Annotated in this window: 12 protein-coding genes and 2 tRNA genes; 5 read left to right on the top strand and 9 right to left on the bottom strand. The window is 52.7% G+C overall.

Annotated elements, in window-relative coordinates; all coding sequences use genetic code 11:
• The first annotated feature begins 69 nt into the window (after positions 1 to 69).
• The 3 genes from BARVI_RS09260 to BARVI_RS09250 all read left to right on the top strand — a co-directional run bounded on the left by BARVI_RS09260 (position 70) and on the right by BARVI_RS09250 (position 9,244).
• Positions 70 to 5,844 (top strand): alpha-2-macroglobulin family protein, encoded by a 5,775-nt coding sequence (locus tag BARVI_RS09260; RefSeq protein ID WP_084547034.1) that lies wholly within the window; start codon positions 70 to 72, stop codon positions 5,842 to 5,844.
• 322 nt (positions 5,845 to 6,166) lie between these two features.
• On the top strand, positions 6,167 to 7,828 hold the full coding sequence (locus tag BARVI_RS09255; RefSeq protein ID WP_025278969.1) for a hypothetical protein: 1,662 nt from the start codon (positions 6,167 to 6,169) through the stop codon (positions 7,826 to 7,828).
• Positions 7,829 to 7,849: 21 nt separating this feature from the next.
• A complete protein-coding gene (locus tag BARVI_RS09250; RefSeq protein WP_025278968.1) occupies positions 7,850 to 9,244 on the top strand; it encodes a DUF5723 family protein in 1,395 nt (464 codons plus the stop codon).
• Between the two features lie 194 nt (positions 9,245 to 9,438).
• Here the strand turns inward: BARVI_RS09250 and mdh are convergent, their stop codons facing one another.
• The 3 genes from mdh to BARVI_RS09235 form a co-directional block, all read right to left on the bottom strand.
• On the bottom strand, positions 9,439 to 10,377 hold the full coding sequence (gene mdh, locus BARVI_RS09245) for a malate dehydrogenase (protein ID WP_025278967.1): 939 nt from the start codon (positions 10,375 to 10,377) through the stop codon (positions 9,439 to 9,441).
• A gap of 187 nt (positions 10,378 to 10,564) precedes the next feature.
• Positions 10,565 to 11,176 carry an L-threonylcarbamoyladenylate synthase gene (locus tag BARVI_RS09240; RefSeq protein WP_025278966.1) on the bottom strand — a complete coding sequence of 204 codons (612 nt, stop codon included), beginning with the start codon at positions 11,174 to 11,176 and terminating at the stop codon, positions 10,565 to 10,567.
• Between the two features lie 285 nt (positions 11,177 to 11,461).
• Positions 11,462 to 11,535, bottom strand: a tRNA-Pro gene (locus BARVI_RS09235).
• A 165-nt stretch (positions 11,536 to 11,700) separates the two neighbouring features.
• Here BARVI_RS09235 and BARVI_RS09230 point away from each other — a divergent pair.
• Positions 11,701 to 11,773, top strand: a tRNA-Phe gene (locus tag BARVI_RS09230).
• A 233-nt stretch (positions 11,774 to 12,006) separates the two neighbouring features.
• Here the strand turns inward: BARVI_RS09230 and purT are convergent.
• The 5 genes from purT to rpsA form a co-directional block, all read right to left on the bottom strand.
• Positions 12,007 to 13,197: a formate-dependent phosphoribosylglycinamide formyltransferase gene (purT, locus tag BARVI_RS09225; RefSeq protein ID WP_025278965.1), complete on the bottom strand. Its 1,191-nt coding sequence runs from the start codon at positions 13,195 to 13,197 to the stop codon at positions 12,007 to 12,009.
• A 292-nt stretch (positions 13,198 to 13,489) separates the two neighbouring features.
• On the bottom strand, positions 13,490 to 13,684 hold the full coding sequence (locus BARVI_RS09220; protein WP_025278964.1) for a CDGSH iron-sulfur domain-containing protein: 195 nt from the start codon (positions 13,682 to 13,684) through the stop codon (positions 13,490 to 13,492).
• A 147-nt stretch (positions 13,685 to 13,831) separates the two neighbouring features.
• Positions 13,832 to 14,032: a winged helix-turn-helix domain-containing protein gene (locus BARVI_RS09215; protein ID WP_025278963.1), complete on the bottom strand. Its 201-nt coding sequence runs from the start codon at positions 14,030 to 14,032 to the stop codon at positions 13,832 to 13,834.
• Between the two features lie 175 nt (positions 14,033 to 14,207).
• Positions 14,208 to 15,128, bottom strand: coding sequence for a ribonuclease Z (locus BARVI_RS09210; protein WP_025278962.1), 921 nt, complete (start codon positions 15,126 to 15,128; stop codon positions 14,208 to 14,210).
• Positions 15,129 to 15,374: 246 nt separating this feature from the next.
• Positions 15,375 to 17,171 carry a 30S ribosomal protein S1 gene (gene rpsA, locus BARVI_RS09205; RefSeq protein WP_025278961.1) on the bottom strand — a complete coding sequence of 599 codons (1,797 nt, stop codon included), beginning with the start codon at positions 17,169 to 17,171 and terminating at the stop codon, positions 15,375 to 15,377.
• 222 nt (positions 17,172 to 17,393) lie between these two features.
• Between rpsA and BARVI_RS09200 the strand changes: the two genes are divergently transcribed.
• Positions 17,394 to 18,374: an acyltransferase family protein gene (locus BARVI_RS09200; protein WP_025278960.1), complete on the top strand. Its 981-nt coding sequence runs from the start codon at positions 17,394 to 17,396 to the stop codon at positions 18,372 to 18,374.
• A gap of 10 nt (positions 18,375 to 18,384) precedes the next feature.
• On the opposite strand, the gene BARVI_RS09195 is transcribed toward BARVI_RS09200, so the two are convergent.
• A complete protein-coding gene (locus BARVI_RS09195; RefSeq protein WP_025278959.1) occupies positions 18,385 to 18,831 on the bottom strand; it encodes a nucleoside deaminase in 447 nt (148 codons plus the stop codon).
• Positions 18,832 to 18,848 lie beyond the last annotated feature (17 nt).

Here is an 18,848-nt window from a genome sequence, read left to right as displayed (position 1 = left end):
GCATCTGTATAGATATATAAGGTTAAGTAAATTTTATTTATAGTAGTCCAACTTATTAACACTTCGCGTATGAAAAAAGGAACATGGACAATCGTGGCTACTCTCTTTTCATTAGGAGCTATCGTCGGAGCCAACGCTCTGATTAACACGACAGGAACAGATACTATAAACCAAGAACTATCGGCCGAGGAGCAAATCGTTGCGGCTCCCAAAGAGGCCCTCGATTCGGCCCGTATCGACCTCGACAAGGCGCTGGCCGACCACGACGCCCCGGCCATCATCGCCTCGCTCATCAAGCAGTCGGCAGCCCAACTGCTCATCGACCGCGACAGTCTCCCCGCCATCATCGGCCAGACGGAATCGCTGGCCGACCGTTCGAAAAACGCCGTCGAGCAGAGTCTGCTGCGCCTCATCTCGGCCCGGTTGTACCACCTCTATCTCGAGGATAACTACCGAATACGCCTGCGCGACGAGATCGACGACTTCTCCCAGCCGCTTGAGACGTGGAGCGCCAACATGTTCATGTCCAAAATCGACACCCTCCTCACCCAGGCCACAGCCCCCGTACAGGAACTGCTGGCTACGCCGGTAAGTGCCTATCGCCAGGCCCTCACCATCGGCAGCGATTCGATTTTCCACCCCACCCTCTACGACTTCGTGGTGGGCGAAGCCATCGACCTCTACAAGCAGGAGAGCAGCTACTCGCCTGTCCAACCGATTGCCCGCAAAGAACTGCTGGTTCCGGCACAAAAGTTTACAACCGCTGTTCTGGACAGCAAGAAGCAACCCGACGGCCGTATCCTCCAACTCTATGCCGAAGCACTCAAAGCGCATGCCGCCGAGGCGGGTTCGGCCCCGCTTATGATGTGGGACCTGCAACGGCTCGAATATCTGGGCGAAAACCTCTACTACAACCGTCATGAAGAGAGCCTCTTCCGCAACTACATCGACCTGCTGGGCGCTCTGCTCGAAAGCTACCGCGACAAGCCCTATTCGGTCGAAGTAGCCTCGACTCTTGCATCAAGACTGTGGGATACCGACCGCTACAACGATGCCCGCCGGGCACTCGACCTCTGCAACCAGTGGATAACAGCCTACCCCAAGTATCGCAACATCAACAATTTGGTGAATCTGCGCAACACCCTCACCGCCCGGGAAGCCTCCATCTTCCTGCCCAGCGTAGCCTATCCGGGCGAAAGCGACAGCGTGCAACTCTCCTACCGCAACATCGACAGCCTCACCGTACGCATCTACCGGCAACCCAAGCCCCTCTCGATAGCCGAGCAGAACAGCTATTACATCACCCCACAGACGTGTAACCGCGACGAGTGTGTCTATAACCACGACTACACCATCGACGACACCCTCTCGCTTGTGGCCCGCCAACGGAGCCTCGTCTTCCCGCAACTCGCTCCCGGACTCTATGCAGTCGAGATGCTGGCCGACGGCAAGGAACAACAATCGATCTGCTACTACACCGTATCGGGTGTGAAGGTCATTACGCGGCCGGCGGCCGACAAACAGGTCGAACTGATTGCCGTCGATGCCCGCACCGGCAAGCCCCTGTCCAAGGCCGAGGTGGTGCTCTACCAATCGAAGAGTTACCAAGGTACAGACGCGACCGAGAAGGCCCGGCTGCGCACCGACAAGAACGGACTCTGTCTCATCGACACCGAGGACGAAGGATTCCTCTTTGCCCAGGTTTCGACGGCACTCGACCGCTTTGCACCGGCCACCCTCCTCTCCTCACCGAGACTATACGACCGCGACGACAACAATACCCGCACCGCGCTCTTCACCGACCGCTCGCTCTATCGGCCTGGACAGACGCTCTACTTCTCGGGCATACGCTACATCAACTCGACCAGCGAGAGCCGCACCGTAGCGGGTGAGCGTTGCACGGTCTCCCTGCTCGACCCCTCGTCGCGCGAGGTGGCTTCGACCGAAGTCACTACCGACGCCTACGGGCAGTTCACAGGTTCGTTTGTCATTCCCCGCGGCAACCTGCTGGGCGACTACACCCTGCGGGTGAACCAGTCGTGGAGCGACCGGCTCACCGTTGCCGTAGCCGAATACAAACTCCCCATGTTCCGCGTCGAGTTCAAGCCGATGACCGAGGGTACCAGCTTCGGCAAACCGGTCACCCTGCAAGGGTCGGCCCGCAGTTACAGCGGGGTGCCGCAGGCAGGAGCCTCGGTGCGATACACCATCTACCGGCAGGCCAACCCCTTCTTCCGCTACTACCTGCCCTCCGGCCGCGAAGAGATAGAGAGTCGCACCACTACGGTCGACGCCTCGGGTAACTTTGCCATCACCTTTATCCCGCAACGCGACTCCTTCGAGGAAAATATCAACCGCGAACAAGCCTACCTCTATCAAATCGTGGCGACCGTCACCGCTCCCACCGGCGAGACCGTAGAGCAATCGACCTCGGTACAGGTGGGCGATTCGCCCTATTTCATCACGGTATCTGCCCCCCGCTATCTCGACAAGTTCCAATCGGCCGGACAGATTAAGGCTCAGGTGCGCACCCTCAACGGGCAGACCGTCGAGCGCGCCTGCCGACTCGTATTCTACTCGCTCTACAACGACACCGAAGGGCAACCGCTCGACAGCCTCAAAATCAAGATGCAGGTGGGCGAGGTGACCATCGGCGCCGACGGACGGGCCCTCTACCCCGACTTCACGAAATGGGCGTCGGGTCCCTACCGCATCGTGGCATTCAGCAACGACGAGACGAAACGGATTATCCGCTCGGAGTGCAATTTCGTACTGTACGGCGAAAAGGACAAGCAGCCGTCCTGCTTTGCCGAAATCTGGCTGCCCCGCACCGACATCACGGCCGAGGTGGGCGAGACGGTGAAGATACCCGTGGGTACCTCGCTGCGCGACGGCTACCTATACTACTCCATCTACACGCCCGACCATCTGGTGGAGACCCGCCTGCTCAAACTGAGCAACCGCTGCAAGACTCTCTCGCTGAAATTCGACAAGCCGTTTGGCGACGTGGCCACCATCAGCCTGCTCATCGTGCGCAACGGCGAGATGAAGACGGCGCAAGTAACCATACGTCAGGCTCTGCCCGACCGAAAGCTGACCCTCAAAACCTCGACCTTCCGCGACAAACTGCTGCCTGGGAATCTCGAAAACTGGACCTTCTCGGTAACCGATGCCCAAGGTAACCCCGTCACGGCCCGCTTCATGACCGAGATGTTCGACGCCTCGATGCAGGCCATTCGCTCGCACAACTGGGCCTTCGATGCTCCGGCACCGATACCCTACGCCCGCATTTCGACACAACCCTCGACCGACCACCATTACGGCCAACGGCTGCAAGTGACCGTTCAGCCCGACTACCTGTCTACCCCCGACGAGACGGCTACGCAGTTCCTCTTCTTCAACCTGTTGGACGGTAGTAGCAGACGCTTCCCCATCTTCGCCTCCAATGCGGTAGCATCGGGCATACAAATCAATGAAGCCGATGCCGCACTCGACGAGGTTGTTGTCACCAAATCGGCAGCCGCAGCCAGCCCCGTATCAGGAAGAGAGTCATCGGCCCAACCCGACGAGAGCATACGCACCAGCGAAATAAGTACGGCCTTTTTCTATCCCTCGCTCACCACCGACTCGCTGGGACAGGTATCCTTCTCGTTTACCGTACCCAACGAGAACACTACCTGGCAGTTCCTCGCCCTGGCCTACACGCAAGGTCTGTTCAGCGGACGCTACGAGGCGCAGACCGTCGCCAGCAAACCGCTCATGGTGTCGCCCAACCTGCCCCGTTTCGTGCGTCAGGACGACCACGTGACCATCGCTACCGCCATACAGAACCAGAGCGAAGCTCCCCAGGACGGGACCATTCGCTTCGAGCTCTTCGACCCCTATACCGACCGGGTGATTCAGTCCAGCCAGTCGGCCTTCATCATCGACCCCGGCAACAGCCGCACCATCGACTACACCTTTGCCGTGCCCGAGGGCGTCGAACTGCTGGGCTTCCGGGCCCAGGCCTCGACCCTGCAACACAGCGACGGCGAGCAGCAGATTCTGCCCGTACTGCCTGCCAAGGTTCTGGTAACCGACAGCAAGCCCTTCTACATTCCCGGCGGAGAGCAGACTGTCCCCGTGGTGATGCCCGGCATGGAGAAAAAACTGCAATCGCCCACGGTCAAGAGCCTGCGCATGACCCTGCAATATTGCAACAATCCGGCCTGGTATGCCGTGCAGGCGCTACCCGCCCTCACCGACCTGACCGACAACGACGCCATCTCAATCGCGGCCGTGCTCTATGCCAACAGTCTGGCCTCGTCGATGGCCCGCAGCAATCCGCTCATCATCAGGGCTATCGAGTCGTGGCAAGCCGCCGGAGGCAAGAACCTCACCTCGCTCCTGGCTCAGAACGAGGAGCTGAAACAGATTCTGCTCTCGGCCACCCCGTGGGTACTCGAAGCCGACAACGAGACCGAGCGCTTGCAGCAATTGGCCACCCTCTTCGATACCAACCGGGCCAACCGGCTCTCGCGCGAGGCCATTCTCAAACTGCAAAACCTCCAAGGTAGCGACGGCGGTTGGAGCTGGTTCCAAGGCATGCCGGCCAGCCCGTGGGTCACGATGAACATACTCGAAGGCTTCGCCCGACTGCGTGCGCTGGGTGTTCCCCTCGACGACAGTACGATACACGAGATGCAGACCGAGGCCATCGCCTTCCTCGACAGGACCGTCGAACGGCAACGCCGACTCGAGCCCAATGCCCCCCTCTCCTACAACGACATCTGCTACCTGCTGACCCGATCCTCCTACCAGGACATTCCGCTGGGGCAGACCCTGGGGATACACCAGGCGATGATGGAACAGCTCAAACAATGGATTCATTTCTCGACCATCGAGAAGGCCTACGCCGCCATCACGCTGCAACGCTACGGATTCACCGATGTGGCCCGCGAGATTGTCGCCTCGCTGCGCCAATATGCCGTGACCACCCCCGACAAAGGTATGTTCTGGCCCAACAACCGCTCCTCCTACGGGTACAGCAACAGTGCCGTGCAGGAGCAATGTGCCCTCATCGCTGCCTTCACGGCGGTCGACTCCGTCACCACCGAACTCGACGAGATGCGTCGCTGGCTGCTCACCCAGAAGCAGACCAACGAATGGGAGTCGGTACCCTCGACCCTCGAAGCCATCTACGCCCTGCTCTACGGCGGCACCGACTGGCTGGCGGCCGACTCGACCCAACCCGTCATCGTATGGGGCGGCCGGGAGATAAAATACTCACCCGAAGAGCCCTTCCTGGGATTGACCGAATACAGTCTGCCGGGCAGTCAGGTGACGGCAGCCGATGCAACGGCCGTCATCTCGACCGACCACCGGCAACCCTCGTGGGGAGCCCTCTACTGGCAATACTACGACGATGTGAAAAACGTGGAGGCCGCCTCGGTCAACGAGTTGGCACTCGACCGGCAGATTCTCGTGCGCCAACCTTCGGGTACCTACGTTCCCATCAATACCGTGGCCCTGAAAACCGGCGACCGTGTGGCTGTACGGCTCACCCTCACCGTGGGACAAGACATGCAGTTTGTCTGCCTCACCGACAACCGGGCTGCCTGCCTAGAACCGGTCGACCAACTCTCGGGCTATACCTACCGCGAACGCATCGGATACTACCAGGAGGTGAAGAATACCGAGACCCGCTTCTATTTCGACTTCCTGCCCAAAGGCACCTATGTCATCTCCTACGAACTGAATGTCGACCGTCCCGGTGAATACACCCAGGGGCTATCGACCATACAGTGCCTCTATGCCCCGCAAATCATAGCCCGCACCCCGGCACAGACCATCATTGTCAAATAATCGCGGTCGACCCGACCGTTTCCCCAATTCTCCCTCCTGCCCCTCGGGCAAGAGGGGGAATTTGTATTACAAAAACATTACATTTGACAAAATTTACAAAATGCTATAAAATGATTACTTTTTTATAGAGAACATAATTATTTCTAAAAAAAAAAGGTAACTTTGCAAACCGAAAATAGGGGGGTCTCATGTTTAATAGAAACTATCAATTTATACACATTCTATGAATTTTTCAAAGTTTACTGTAAGTAGTCTTATTGGACTGTTTCTTACATTCACTTCGTGCATTGATGCCGATTATGACTTGGGAAAAGACATCGACATGGAAGTGACCATAGGAGGAAATTTAAGTTTACCCATCGGGAAAACCGGCACCATCAGATTGAGCCGCATGATTGAAGAGGGCGATGTGCTCCACGTTATCGACGGGAAATATGTTATCACCAAATCGGACAATATCTCCGAGGACATCGATGCGATTGACGAAGTGGTCATCAATAATTTCTCGCCCCACTTTGAGCCCTACATACGAACATTTAAGGCATCGTCCATCGAGGAATTACCCCAAATTCCCGGATTGGATATGCCTGAGATTGAAGTAGCCTTTGAAGCCAATATCAACACGACCGAACACTTCGATGTCGACACCGAACTGCCCTCCGAAGTGCAAGCAGTAAAAACCATCAAGATCACCGATAACAACGGTAAGCCTCTTCAAACCGAATTGACTATCGACATATCGGGCATGCCCGATTTTCTGCCTCGCATCTACCTGGCCGGCGTCGAACTGGTTCTGCCCGAAGTCATTGACTTTGAAGTAGATGAAAGCGAACGAGACCTCGTAAAAAGTGGCTCCTCGATATTCATTTCGAAAACCATCGAATTGACAAATGGCTCAGGGTCTGTATCCATTCCGGTAACCATCTACGGATTCTCCAACCCGAAGATTGAGAATGGCTCACTGATTCTCTCCGATGAGATTGGCCTCAGGGGCAAAGTATATGCCGATAAACAGTCCATCGGTCTTGACGACCTCGAAAATACCACCGTTGAGGTACAACCTCATCTCGACCTGGCAACCCCTCAAATACGCATTACCGAGGTGGCCGGAACGATTGTACCGAATGTCGATATAAACACCTCGGTCTCGCTCGCCGACCTGCCCGATTTTCTCAAAGAAGAGGGCACCTCGCTCGAAATAAAAGACCTCTCGCTCAACCTCTCGGTAACCAATCCCATCGGAGCACCCATCTCCACCCGGTTCCAGATAGCACCACTCGACGAGAACGGGAATGTAATCAACAACAACATTGTGTCGCTGGCACTGAAAATAGCAGGTGATGAAACAAGCACCTTCCACATCAACCGCAACTCATCAGTCATTGAATCGGGGTCGCTCACCTCGTTGTTGAGCACGATACCCGACCAGATTGACATTAAGGTAACCGAAGTCAAAATAGAGAGCGAAACCGCCGACCAAACCATCGTATTGAATAAAGGAGACTATAACCTCAACGTCGATTACGACATAAACGTACCGCTTGAATTCGACAACCTCAGCATCTTCTACAACGATACCATCGAGGATATACACAGCGACCTTAGCGACGTTACGGACAAAGTGAAACATATCGAGCTCAACATGCAAGTCGACAACGCCATTCCGCTGGCCTTGAACCTGTCGGTCAAACCCTATGACCAGAACGGCGACCCCATTACAGGACTGGAACTCCCCGAGCATATCGAAATTCAGGCCGCTGCCAACAGCGAGGGCAACGAACAGTCCGTTCAATCGACCCAAGTCAAACTGGTCATCAAAGAAGACCGTGAAAATGCCTTGCAAGAGTTGGATAAACTGGCCATACAAATTGGCGGGAACAATCAGGACAACCATGATGTCACGTTACGACCCGATCAATTTGTCGTGGTCCACCTCTCGGCCCGACTCCCCGAAGGTGCTCAAATGGATTTAGAAGATTTATAACGGATTAACCCCAAAGAAACGATGAAGTATTCTATCAAATATATAGCCAGCCTCTGCATCGCGCTGGCATTTGTTGCCGCACTTCCAGCTCAAACGGCACTTAACTCGTCCTATTTCATGGAGAAGATGCCCATGCGCACCCAGTTGAACCCGGCTCTCAAAACGCCCAACAACTACGTCAGCTTCCCGGGACTGAGTAATTTCTATCTGGGAGTAAACTCCAACCTGGGACTGGGGACCTTCCTCTATCCCCGTGACAACAAACTGGTAACTTTCCTGCACCCCGATGTCGATGCCAACGAATTTCTTTCCAAACTTTCGTCCGACAATACGCTCGAACTTGACCTGGGCATGGACCTCATCTCGTTCGGATTCTGGTCCTGGGGCGGACAAAACACCGTCAACCTGGCCTTAAAAAGCCGTACGGGAGTCTATATGCCCAAAGAAATCTTCCAGTTTCTCAAAACAGGCCAAGAAGCTACCGGTGTCACCCGCTACGACATGAGCAACCTCACCGCCACGACCGACAACTACCTGGAACTGGCCTTGGGGCATGCCCGCGACATCAACGACAAATTAAGTGTCGGCGCCCGCGTGAAGTTTCTGCTGGGTGCAGCGCATGCCGAAGCGCGCATCGACCGTATGGACATCTCCATGTCGCAAGACGAATGGCGCATCAAGCAGTCGGGGCACTTGCAGGCCACCTCACTCCTCGAACTGACCACCGACCCCGAAACCGGCGAGATAACCGACTACAAGATGGGCAGCAATTTCGGTCTGGCCGGATTTGGCTTGGGATTCGATTTGGGTGCCACCTACGAAATCATCGACAATCTCACGCTGTCGGCCTCGTTGACCGACATCGGTTTCATGCGCTGGAACAACTTGACCCGTGCCGAAACCGACCCCAATAAAGAATTCGTATACACGGGCTTCGACAACATCGGTGCCGAAGACGACGAAAACGGAGATAATCCCTTCGAGCAAAAAGCCGACCAACTGGGCGAGGACTTGAAGGCCATGACCAAATTCTACAAAACCGATACACAATCGGTAGGGAATTCGTTGCGTACTACTCTACGAGTGGGAGCCGAGTATTGTGTACTCGACAATGCCATCTCCTTCGGCCTCCTCTCCACCACCCGCTTTGTAGGCTACCGCACCTATGCCGAGGGTATGGCTGCCATCAATTTCCGTCCCCTCTCGGCCCTGCATCTTACCGTAAACGGATCGGTATCCAACATGGGCAGCTCGGTAGGGGCCATACTTAATCTCTGTGCACAAGGATTCAACTTTTTCATCGGTACCGACTACTTCGCAACTCGGTACTCCAAACAGTTCATTCCCATCAACCACGCCCGGGCCAACCTGAGCCTCGGCCTCAACTTCACCTTCGGGAAAAAGCACGAAATATAAATTAGAAAAACAAAGCCCTCGGAGAGTTTTATCTACCGAAGGCTCATTTTTTAATACCACTCCTGTGGAGCAGCGCGAGAGCGCCATGAACGGAAACGTTCATGGCGCTCTCACTTTTTTGTATGAATCCCAAAACAAAACTGCCGCCCGGTAATTACCGGGCGGCAGCCTAACGAAATATAACGGTCAATGCCTTATTTCAAAGCGTCGGCAAGAGCAGCGTTGGTCTTGTGAACGGCAGCAGCACTCTTGGCAAATGCCTCTTTCTCGGCGTCGTTGAGTTTCAGTTCAACCACCTTCTCGATACCGTTACGGCCCAATACACAGGGAACACCGATGCAGAGGTCGCTTTCGCCATACTCACCTTCCAGCAAGGCGCTGCAAGGAACCAAACGTTTCTGGTCGCCCAGTACAGCCTCAACCACCGAAGCCGATGCAGCACCCGGAGCATACCAGGCCGAGGTACCCAGCAAACCGGTGAGCGTAGCACCACCTACCATCGTGTCGGCAGCCACTTTCTGCAAAGCCTCTGCGCTCAACAGTTCCGATACGGGCATGCCTTTGTAAGTAGCGTAGCGGGTTACAGGAATCATCGTCGTGTCACCGTGACCACCGATAACGAAACCTTCAACCTCCGACAGGTTAGCATTCAAAGCCTGGCTCAGATAATATCTGAAACGCGAGCTGTCAAGAGCACCACCCATACCGATGATGCGGTTTTTGGGAAGGCCCGATACCTTGTGAATCAAATAGGTCATTGTATCCATCGGGTTGCTTACACAGAGGATAACGGCATTGGGAGAATATTTCAATACACTCTCGACTACCGATTTCACGATACCGGCATTTACACCAATCAACTCCTCACGAGTCATACCCGGTTTACGAGGAATACCCGACGTAATTACCACCATATCCGAATTGGCCGTAGCCTCGTAATTGTTGGTTACACCTTTGATACGCGAAGAGAATCCTGCCGTTACAGCAGCCTGCATCATATCCATGGCTTTGCCTTCTGCAACGCCCTCTTTGATGTCGAGCAGAACAATTTCATCTGCAATCTCTCTGAATGCTAACACGTTTGCGCAAGTTGCGCCCACGTTTCCAGCTCCGATAACCGATACTTTTGACATAATTGTTAGGTTTATAAAGTTAATACTACAAATTATTTTTCTCTCTATTTTTCCGCAAAATTACAATTATTTCGACATTATGGAAAAATTTCCACAATTAAATTTTTATAAACTTTGCATAATCTTTTAACCCACTTCAAAAATCAATTAAATTATTTATTATCAAATAATTATATTCATACAAGAGTCATTCTTGCAACTCCCCCTTACCCTCACGAAGGATAACCGGCTCGTCGCCTGTGCAATCGACCGTCGTCGAGGGAATCGTGCCCCCCTCACCGCCGTCGATTATCAGGTCGGCCACCGCCTCGTAACGCTCGGCAATCAACTCGGGATCGGTACCATACTCGGGCTCCTCCTCGTCGATAGCCACCGAAGTCGTCAACAGCGGGTTACCCAACGCCTCGACCAGCGCCAGGGTTATCGCATTGTCGGGAATACGGATTCCCACCGTCTTGCGGTTCTTGTAGATTTTGGGCAACGAGGAACTCGTGGGCAGGATAAAGGTAAATGCCCCCGGCAGATTTCGTTTCAACAATTTGAAATAGAGGTTACTCAGCTTGGCATATTCGCTCACCCAGCTCAACTCCCGGCAGATAATCGACAGATTCACCTTCTGCGGATTGATACCCTTGATCTGACATATCCGCTCCACGGCCCGCACGTTCAAGGCATCACACCCCAAGGCATAAACCGTGTCGGTGGGATAGATAACAATACCACCGTCGCGTAATACCTTCACCGCCTTGTCAATCTCGGCTTCACTCGGCTTCTCCTCATAAATTCTCACTCGTTTCATAATCCCGGTTTAAGTTTCGCCAAGATAGTCATTTTTTTATATTTCAACAATAGTTAAGACTTTAATCACCCCATCTTCTTCCTAAAAACAGCACCCTACCCCAAACCGATAACTTTGATAGTCTTGACTGCCCTTACCTTGACCGACCCCATACTGGCAGCACGATATAGTCTACTCCTTAGCCCTCTCTTTTTCATCTACATCTTTCTTCGTTAACCCCGGGATTACCCCCTCTCAAAATAAAAAATCGCAATTGCTTGATATACAAGTAATTGCGATTAAGTGTCGGGGTGAGACGACTCGAACGTCCGACCTCCACGTCCCGAACGTGGCGCGCTAACCAACTGTGCTACACCCCGCACTTTGTTTTGCGGGGACAAAGATACATAAAGTTTGAGAAAAGCAAAAACGAATAGACTAAAAATATTCCATGAAAAAGAGAAATATCCAATCTTTTTCATTTTTGCCATAAAAAATTAGGTAGATAATAAAAATTAATTCTATCTTTGCACACGCAAAACGATGGTGCCATAGCTCAGTTGGTAGAGCAAAGGACTGAAAATCCTTGTGTCACTGGTTCGATTCCCGTTGGCACCACAAAACAAGAGCGAGGTTGTGTATTGCACAACCTCGCTCTTGTTTTATTTTCCTGTTTTGTAAAGTCGCAAACTAATGCCGCGTCGCAGTGCTGCGCGATATGAAATAAGAGAGAACTCTACCGGCCTTGTATCGGGGCTGGTAGAGTTCTCTCAATATATATGACCTTTCTTCAATAGCGACAAGAATGAGCCTCACAGCACACTGCTGCCATTGATTACAAGTGATATCAATTACCGAGGCAGCACTTTTATCTGCAATTTCTTGTAGGCGCGGTCGGCCTTGGCACGGGCCTCTTCCACGGTATCGGCGATGGCCAGGATTACACCCAGACGGCGATGACCTACTACCTCGGGTTTACCAAAGATACGCATCTGCACGCCCTCCTCGGCCAATACCTGGTCGAGATTACCGAATACCACCTTGTCGGTATCGCCCTCGACGACAATGGCGCGCGAGGCCGACGGGCCGTAGAAACGCACTCCGGGAACAGGCAGCCCCAACACGGCGCGGGCATGCAGGGCAAACTGCGAAAGGTCTTGCGAAATCATCGTCACCATACCGGTGTCGTGCGGACGGGGCGACACTTCGCTGAAAAGGACATCATCGCCCTTGACAAACAACTCGACTCCGAAGATACCATATCCGCCCAGAGCGTCGGTGACCTTGCGGGCAATCTCCTGCGCACGCTCCAAAGCCTTGGGCGACATGGCCTGCGGCTGCCACGACTCGCGGTAGTCGCCGTCGACCTGTATGTGACCCACAGGTTTGAGGAAGGTTGTCCCGGCCGAATGGCGCACGGTGAGTTGGGTAATTTCATAATCGAATTTCACGAAGCCCTCGACGATAACCCGTCCGGCTCCGGCACGGCCACCCTCCTGGGCATAATGCCAGGCGTGGTCAATATCGTCGGCAGTACGTACCACGCTCTGTCCATGACCCGACGAACTCATAATGGGTTTCACCACACAGGGCATGCCAATCTCCCGAACGGCAGCCTCGAACTCCTCGCGGGTCGATGCAAACTTGTAGGGCGAGGTGGGCAATCCCAGTTGCTCGGCTGCCAACCTACGGATTCCCTCCCGGTTCATCGTGAGGTAAGCCGCCGTAGCGGTGGGCGTTACCGAATAGCCCTCTTTTTCAAGAGCGACCAAGGTATCGGTGGCGATAGCCTCCACCTCGGGGATAATGTAATCGGGGCGCTCCTCCTCGATAATCTCCCGCAATTTCTTACCGTCGAGCATCGACAACACATGGCTGCGATGAGCCACCTGCATGGCCGGTGCATTGGCATATTTGTCCAAGGCAACCACCTCTACTCCATAACGTTGCAACTCGATGGCAACCTCTTTTCCCAACTCTCCGCTACCGCAGAGCAAGGCCTTTTTCCCCACGGGGGTCAGTACCGTTCCTATTTCTACCATAATATCTTTGTGATTGGTTTGTTTTTCTTGTACAAAGATAGTGAAAGTCGAAAGTAGAAAAACAAGCTCGCTTGATTTTTATACTGAGACGCATCCTATCTTCGTGTAACAAAGATAGTGAAAGGCGAAAGCAGTACCAAGCCAGGAGCCTGCTTTTAAACGATGGCACGGTCAAACGCAGTCTATCCCATGAAGGCAAGAGCACACGTCCACATCTACCTCTATAAAAGAATACCGGTCTCCCCTCTCGTCGAGCGGAAGACCGGCATTAACCAATCGGGCCATATCGGTTCTATTTCTTGGCATGGGAACCGTCGCAAAAAGGCTGGTTGGCCGATTTGCCGCAACGGCACATGAAGGCCCGCTGTTTAATCACCATACTCCCGTCGGCAAACATGATACGCACATGCCCGCCGATGCGCAGCGGGCCACACTCGATTACTTTCACGACCACCTCGGGCTTTATCGGTACAATGGCTTCTTTCATAGCTGTTCGTTTTTTAGTTGTTTATTTACTACTAAACAGCCGATAGAGTCCTTTTGTTTAGGTGTCTTCTGCCCCATAGCTATAACAATCGGGGGCGCGGAAATTGTTCCGCGCCCCCGATTTATAAACTTTCGTATTGCGTCTCGATCAGATCAATACTACTTCTACGTCGGCTTCTACTTCACAGATGCTCACTTTACCTTCGCGAGCCAACCAACCCAGGGCAGCATAGATTTCTTTTTCTTTCAATTTCGTCGCTTTTTTCAAACCTTTTACGGTCAGTTTTCCCGACTCATTCAAAGCATTCCATACTTGGCCTGCCCATGTTCCAATAACTTCTACATTCATTCTTTTTATGCGTTTAATTAAACAATTTGGAAACACATTGTTTTAATCCGATGCAAAGTTAATACATTTTTTCTTTATTTTTAATACTCAATGTGTTTTTTGTATTTTTCTTCGATTTTTCCACAGAAAATCGACAGTACAAAAACACTTTTCCTACCGATTTTGTTTATGCGGCTCATTTCCCCAGCACAATATTCATTCCCTCCCGGGCCAGTGTGCAGGGCGTGAACTCCTGACTGGCCTGGTCGCACAGGGGTTGTTCATCGTCGTAGCGCGCCGAGAAATGGCCCAACACCAACTGCTTGACCGAGGCCTGGCTGGCTATGCGGGCAGCTTGCCGGGCTGTCGAGTGGCAGGTCAATAGGGCCAGCTCCTCGGCATCGTCGCCAAAGGTTGCCTCGTGGTAGAGGCAATCGGCACCCGCAATGAGAGGTATCAGTGCTTCATTGTAGGCGGTATCGGAACAATAGGCATAACGCAGCGGTGCCTCGGCCGGAGTGGTCAGCCGGTCATTGGGAACAATCTGCCCGTCGGGAGTGGTATAGTCAGCCCCGGCTTTGATTTCGGTCCGCCGGTAGACGGGTATGTCGTAGAACTTGACCATATCACCCCGCAGATGACGCAGCCCCGGCTTCTCCTCGAAAAGGAATCCCGAACAGGGCACCCGGTGAATCATCGGCAGCGAACGTACCCGAATCGCGTGGTCTTCATAGATGACCTCCGACCGACCGGGCAAGACAGGCTCGAACCGCACGGCAAAGGGTAATTCGCGGCAGAAAAAGTCGAGTTGGGGACGGAACACCTCCTCGGCCTGGGGGTGGGCATGGACAACCAGTTCGCCCGTGCGCCCCAGCAGCGACAGGGTCGAAATCATGCCGATGAGTCCGAAACAGTGGTCACCATGCAGGTGACTCAGAAAGATGTGTCCCAGTCGGTTGAATTTCAACCGCATGCGACGGAACTGGATTTGGGCCCCCTCGCCACAATCGATCATAAACAGGTTGTCGCGAATGTTGAGCACCTGGGTACTCGGGTAGTGCCGCAGGGTGGGCAAGGCCGACCCGCAGCCCAAAATATTGATTTCAAATTTTCCCATACATTATTATTGTGTCCCTGTCCGATGTGTGCCTCCCGTGTCGAATAGGATTTTCCCCGAGAAAAACGGGCAACTCTCCAATTCAAAGAGGCTTTTGCCTCACGTCGGGCGACTCTCGTGACAACGGCAAAGATACACCTTTTTATTTTACACAGGCCTTACCGGACATGAGTGTAATAAAAACAAGATAGGCCGGCAAAATTGCCGGCCTATCGGTATAAAGACTTTTTCAGATTTTCATCTCAATTATTTGTTGCCTTCGGCTTCCATCTTCTCTTTGAGAGCAGCCAGAGCGTCGATATCACCCAGCGTAGCTTTCTCTACTTGCGGAGTTACGATAGCTTCTTCCGATTTAGCAGCTTTCTTGGCAGCTTTCTTGGCAGCCGATTCCTTCTTAGCTTCGGCCTTGGCTTCATCTTCGAAGATGCGGCTGTGCGACAAGATGATACGTTTGGCGTCTTTGTTGAATTCGATTACCTTGAAGGGCAATTTCTCTTCGAGTTGAGCCTGAGTTCCATCTTGTTTTACCAGGTGCTTGGGAGTAGCGAAACCTTCTACACCGTAGGGCAATGCGATTACGGCACCCTTGTCGAGCATCTCGACAATTGTACCTTCGTGAATCGAGTCAACGGTAAAGATGTTCTCGAATACGTCCCAGGGATTCTCTTCGAGTTGTTTGTGACCGAGGCTGAGACGACGGTTCTCCTTGTCGATTTCGAGCACTTGAACTTCGATGTCGGCACCGATCTGAGTGAACTCCGAGGGGTGTTTGATTTTCTTTGTCCAAGAGAGGTCGGAGATGTGGATAAGACCGTCTACGCCCTCTTCGAGTTCAACAAATACACCGAAGTTGGTGAAATTGCGAACTTTGGCGTGGTGACGCGAACCCACGGCATATTTCTCTTCGATATTTTCCCAGGGATCGGGTTTGAGTTGTTTGATACCCAGCGACATCTTGCGCTCTTCGCGGTCGAGGGTCAGGATTACGGCTTCAACCTCGTCGCCCACTTTCATGAAGTCTTGAGCGCTACGCAGGTGTTGCGACCACGACATTTCCGAAACGTGGATAAGACCTTCTACACCCGGAGCGATTTCGACGAATGCACCGTAATCGGCCATCACAACAACTTTGCCTTTTACCTTGTCGCCCACTTTCAGGTTGGGATCGAGAGCGTCCCAGGGGTGCGGTTGCAGTTGTTTCAAACCGAGGGCGATACGTTTCTTCTCGTCGTCGAAGTCGAGGATAACCACGTTGAGCTTCTGGTCGAGCGAAACCACCTCTTCGGGGTGAGAAACACGGCCCCAAGAGAGGTCGGTGATGTGGATAAGACCGTCTACGCCGCCCAGGTCGATGAATACACCGTAAGAGGTAATGTTCTTGACCGTACCTTCGAGTACCTGACCTTTTTCGAGTTTGGCGATGATCTCTTTCTTCTGTTGTTCGAGCTCGGCTTCGATAAGAGCCTTGTGCGAAACAACCACGTTCTTGAATTCCTGATTGATTTTAACAACTTTGAATTCCATCGTTTTGCCTACGAATACATCGTAGTCGCGGATAGGTTTCACGTCGATTTGAGAACCCGGCAAGAATGCTTCGATGCCAAATACATCGACAATCATACCGCCCTTGGTACGACACTTGATATAACCCTTGATGACTTCGTCGTTTTCGAGAGCCGAGTTGATGCGATCCCATGAACGGGTAGCACGGGCTTTCTTGTGCGACAAAACCAGTTGTCCTTTCTTGTCTTCTTGATTTTCGATATAAACCTCTACTTTATCTCCCACTTTCAAATCGGGGTTGTAGCGGAATTCGCTCATCGGAATGATACCGTCCGATTTGTAGCCGATATTTACGACTACCTCACGTTTGTTCAAGGCGATAACCGTACCTTCGATTACCTCTTTGTCTTTTACCGTGTTCAGCGATTGGTCGTAGGTCTTTACCAACTCATCACGACTCTTGTCGCCATACACCTCGCCTTTTTCATAGGCGTCCCAGTCGAAATTTTCTACCGGGCCATTTTTCAGTTCTTCACTCATGTTAATTAAATAATTGATTTTTTGATTACTAAGTTAGACATTATATGGTCTGTTAAAATCGGTGCGAAGATACGAAATCTTTTTTTCTCTGCAAACTATTTCTCAAATAATAACTTACAACCACTCACGGGGATATTCCCGATCAAGCTAAACGAATAAACTACACCATATAATAAAAGACCTTTTTTTATGTTTTTATTAAAAAAAGCTATATTTGCCCGTATGAAACAAAAGATTATCTGGCTTCAAATTCTTCAAGGGTGGAGTATGTTACTGGTCGTAATCGGCCACGTCACCTTAACAGGAATATTCAAAAACCCCGCAACGCCCGTGAGTGCGACAGTCGAATCGATCATATACAGCTTTCACATGCCGCTGTTCATGTTCATCTCGGGGTTCCTATTCTACCACACCAAGATAAGCCGTAACCTGGCCTACAAAGATGTGGTGATTGATAAACTCAAACGATTGGGCTCACCCTACCTCTTCTTTACCCTCTTCACGTTTGCCGTGAAACTGGCTTTTGCCCCGTTCATGAAACGACCGGTAGAGTTGTCGGCCAACCAGTTTATCGACAGTTTCCTTTATCCGGGCAGTAATCCGCTGAGCGAGATGTGGTTCGTTGCCACTCTCTTTATCATCATGCTGGCCTACCCGCTGTTGCGATACATGATTACAAGTCCGTTCAAAATAGGAGTGCTCCTACTGGGAAGCCTCGCTCTGAACCTCTTTTTCCCGACCGGCATCGAGTTGCTCTGCCTCTCCAACGTGGCCTATATGCTTATCTTCTTCTGTGCTGGCATATTATTTTGCCGGTTCGGGTGGCAACGCTATTTCGCCGGCACACCGGCACTGGTGGTGTGGATACTCCTTTTCGCCGGGCTGACACTCGTGCCTCACTGTCCCAAACTGCTGTTGAGTCTCTCGGGTATAGGGTTCTCGGTCGCCTTGGCTCTTAACCTGGAACCGGTAGCTCCCCGGCTGTTCTCGTCGTTCCGCGACTACACGTTCCAGATTTTTCTGTTGGGTATCTTCCCTCAAATTGCCATACGGATTCTCTACGCACATCTGCCACACCACGAACTTATCTACTGGGGGCTCTACCTCGCCAGCATCGTCGTGGGCGTCTATCTGCCGGTACTCATCGCCCGGGTGATACAACGATTCCCCTCGACACTCGTGCGCCGCTGCTTCGGGCTGTGAACAAGAATGATTATCTCTTTTTAACAAAAAAGTCCTTCATCAGGGCGGCACACTCGTCGGCCAACACCCCCTGCTCGACCTGAGTCTTGGGGTGCAGCGCTCCGGGAGCGAATCGCCGGTATCCCCGCTTTTCATCGCTTGCGCCAAAGACCACACGCGACAACTGGGCCCACCCGATGGCTCCGGCACACATCACGCAAGGCTCCAAGGTAACATACAGTGTGCAGTCGGTCAGATACTTGCCTCCCAGCGAGGCGGCTGCCGAGGTTATGGCCTGCATCTCGGCATGAGCCGTCACATCGCCCAACCGCTCGGTGAGGTTATGGGCCCGGGCTATCACCCGATTCCGACACACCACGACGGCTCCCACCGGAATCTCGCCGGCATCGAATGCCGCCCGAGCCTCCTGCAAGGCCATCTTCATAAATTGTTCATCTTTGGCTTGATCATCTGCCATACATATATTACATTAAA

This window comes from Barnesiella viscericola DSM 18177, assembly GCF_000512915.1.
GTDB lineage: Bacteria > Bacteroidota > Bacteroidia > Bacteroidales > Barnesiellaceae > Barnesiella > Barnesiella viscericola.
Note: the sequence above shows the minus strand (reverse complement) of the source record. Positions and strands in the feature narration are given on the sequence as shown.